Here is a 3,728-nt window from a genome sequence, read left to right on the forward strand (position 1 = left end):
AATTACATTTTTATGAGTGAATAATTTAATTTAATTACATTTTTATGAGGGGATATAGAAAAATCCAACCTTTCGATTGGATTTTATTGAATCTGTGATTTTAAATACGCAAAGATGAATTCATCAAGATCTCCATCTAATACAGATTGAACTTGACTTGTTTCATATCCTGTACGAACATCTTTGACTAAGCTATATGGATGCATGACATAGCTTCGAATTTGGCTACCCCATTCATTGGCGGATTGTACGCCTTTGATTTGGGCAATTTTCTTTTCTTGTTCTTCAATTTCTAATTGATACAAACGAGATTTTAAGACACGCAAACATTCTTCTCTATTCTCATGCTGGCTACGTCCATTTTGACATGTAGCTACAATACCCGTAGGTTTATGCACCATACGAACGGCACTATCCGTTTTATTGATATGTTGTCCTCCTGCTCCAGAAGCACGTTTTGTTTCTACAATCAAATCTTCTGGCTTGATGTCAATTTCAATTTCATCATTAAATTGAGGCATAACATCTAAACTCGCAAAAGAAGTGTGTCTTCTAGCACCTGAATCAAATGGTGAAATACGAACTAAACGATGTACACCCTTTTCTGATTTCAGATAGCCATAAGCCTTATCTCCTTCGACAAGGAAAGTTACACTTTTAATACCAGCTTCATCCCCTGGCAAATAATCAAGAACCGTTACTTTAAAACCATGTTTTTCTGCATATCTTGTATACATACGATACAACATGCTTGCCCAGTCACAAGACTCGGTTCCACCAGCTCCAGGATGAATTTCTAGAATGGCATTATTTTGATCATATTCATGACTTAATAAGACTTGGATTTCAAAGTACTCAAACTTCTTATCCATATCCGCATATTCTTCTTCAGCAATCATCATTAATTCTTCATCAAATTCAGACTTTAATTCATCGGCCGTATCATTTAATGAAGTTAATTGTAAATCCAATTCTTCATAACGATCCACAATGTCCTTTAATGCATTTTTTGCACGAATCACTTGTTGAGCCTTTTTCTGATCCTGCCAGAAATCTGGTTCTAAAGTTTGTTTATCATATTCTTCAATCTGTTTATTTTTACTAGATAAGTCAAAGTGACTCACCTAAAGAATGTAATTTCTCTAGGTGAGTACTCACTCCTTGTTTCAATTCATATAGTTCCATTAAGCAGCATGCTCCTTACGAATACGTACTTTTAATAGGAAGAATGTGATTTCACGATCAATTCTTCGATTCATTTCTTCAAACATGTCAAATCCTTCTTGTACATATTGTTGTAGAGGATTGTTTTGTGCATAAGAACGCAAATAGATACCACTACGCAATTTATCCATCATATCAATATGGTTGATCCAGTTACGGTCAATGTTACGTAATACAACTGTCTTTTCAAAAGGTAAGAATTGACGCTTCACATCTTTGATTTCAGCTTCATATTCATTCCAAATCTTATTTACACAATATTCTTTAACTTCATCATAAGACTTTCCTTCAAGTTCACTTGCATGAATCGCCTTATCTTCAGCCATACCCATCATTTCAATAGATTTAACAACACCTGCAACATCAATTGTTTGTTTCTTTTGATCTGATAAATTAGCTTGTAAAGTCTGTTCAATTGTTTTTTCAAACACAACATGAACCATATCATGTACTTCATCTGCTTCTAAAATACGATTACGTTGTGCATAAATGATTTCACGTTGGCGACGCAATACATCATCATAATCTAACAATTGTTTACGCATATCGAAGTTATATCCTTCAACACGTTTTTGAGCCATTGTGATTGATTTTGTAACTGCTTTAGACTCAATTTGTTCATCACCCATTTTTTCAAATAGCTTTTGTAGCTTGTCTCCACCAAAACGAACCATCAATGAATCTTCTAAAGATACATAGAAACGTGAGAATCCAGGATCTCCTTGACGACCAGAACGTCCACGTAACTGATTATCAATACGACGAGATTCATGTCTTTCACTACCTAAAACAGCTAAACCACCTAATTTACGTGATTCTTCTGTTAATTTGATATCGGTACCACGACCAGCCATGTTTGTCGCAATTGTAACTGATTTTGGACGACCTGCTTTTGCGATGATTTCAGCTTCACGAGCGTGGTTCTTTGCATTTAATACTTCATGAGGAATGTGTTCTTTATTTAATAATTGAGAAATAACCTCACTTGTTTCTACGGCAATTGTACCAACCAATACTGGTTGTCCTGTTTCATACAAACGTTTTACTTCACGTACCAATGCGGCATATTTATCTTTCTTATGTGCATAAATTTCATCTGGAAGATCCTTACGAGCTACTGGACGGTTTGTAGGAATAACTACAACCTTCATGTTGTAAGTTGATAAGAATTCTTCTTCTTCAGTTTTTGCGGTACCCGTCATACCAGCCAATTTTTCATATAAACGGAAAAAGTTCTGGTATGTGATTGTTGCCAAAGTAGAAGTTTCTTCTTTAATTGGAACACCTTCCTTAGCTTCAATAGCCTGGTGTAATCCATCTGAATATGCACGTCCTGGCATCATACGACCTGTAAATTGGTCAACGATCACAATTTCTTTTTCATCACTAACTACATATTCAACTTCACGCATCATAATATAATTAGCCTTTAATGCTTGATTGATATGGTGAACAAGTTGTGTATGTTCAATATCATAAAGGTTTTTGATTTTAAAGAATTTTTCTGCTTTATGAACACCATCTTCACTCAACATGATTTGGCGTGTTTTTTCATCAATATCATAATCTCCAGAAATCAAAGTTTTTTCATGTGTAAACTTATCTGTTTCATATTCTGGAGCAATTAAAGTCTTCACAAATCGATCTGACTGAATGTATAAGTTTGCGGTTTGTTTTTTACCACCTGAAATAATCAATGGTGTACGACTCTCATCAATTAATACAGAGTCAACTTCATCGATTACAGCCATGTGAAGTCCACGCATTACACGGTCTTCAACTTCTGTAACCATGTTGTCACGCAAGTAATCAAATCCAAGCTCTGAGTTTGTTGTATATGTAATATCACATGCGTACGCATCACGTTTTTCTTTTGGTTTTAAATCACGTGTATTTACACCAACCGTTAAGCCTAAGAAGCGGTAGATTTCACCCATCCAAGCAGCATCACGACCAGCCAAATATTCATTGACTGTGATTACGTGAACACCTTGACCTGCAAGTGCATTTAAATATACACACATTGTAGCAGTTAATGTTTTACCTTCACCAGTCTTCATTTCTGAAATGTCACCCTTATGCATGGCAACAGACCCCATAATCTGAACTTTATAAGGTTTTTCGTTGATTACACGATAAGCAGCTTCTCTAGCTGTTGCGAAAGCTTCCGGAAGTAAATCATCAACTGTTTCTCCATCCGCAATTCTTTTTCTATATTCATCTGTTTTTGCACGTAATTCATCATCCGAAAGTGCCTGCATTTCAGGTTCATATTTTAATACTTGATCTGCAATTTTTTCTAATGCAGCTAATTCACGTTGTTCTTCTGAAAATAATTTTCCAAAAATTCCTGCCATAATATAAGTTCTCCTTTTAAAGACTATACTATATTTTAACATAGAAACGACACGATAAATAGGGCAACTCAAATAAAAAAAGAGAATTTTACCGTCAACTTCTCGTAATTTTTATACATCTATACAAAAAAAACATCCCGTTGTGCT

The 3,728-nt window shown here is 35.0% G+C and carries 2 protein-coding genes; both read right to left on the reverse strand.

Features of this window, described 5'->3' with window-relative positions:
- Window positions 1-83: 83 nt before the first annotated feature.
- A protein-coding gene (gene prfB, locus Q3907_RS10550) for a peptide chain release factor 2 (protein ID WP_301898240.1) occupies window positions 84-1,185 on the reverse strand; the annotation gives its coding sequence in 2 pieces (ribosomal slippage) (window positions 84-1,112 and window positions 1,114-1,185; 1,101 coding nt in all).
- Window positions 1,185-3,581, reverse strand: coding sequence for a preprotein translocase subunit SecA (gene secA / locus Q3907_RS10555; protein ID WP_301898241.1), 2,397 nt, complete (start codon window positions 3,579-3,581; stop codon window positions 1,185-1,187). Before secA ends, prfB begins: the two co-directional genes overlap by 1 nt.
- Window positions 3,582-3,728 lie beyond the last annotated feature (147 nt).

Origin of the sequence: uncultured Holdemanella sp. (genome assembly GCF_958348295.1) — a bacterium.
Taxonomy (GTDB): Bacteria; Bacillota_I; Bacilli_A; order Erysipelotrichales; family Erysipelotrichaceae; genus Holdemanella.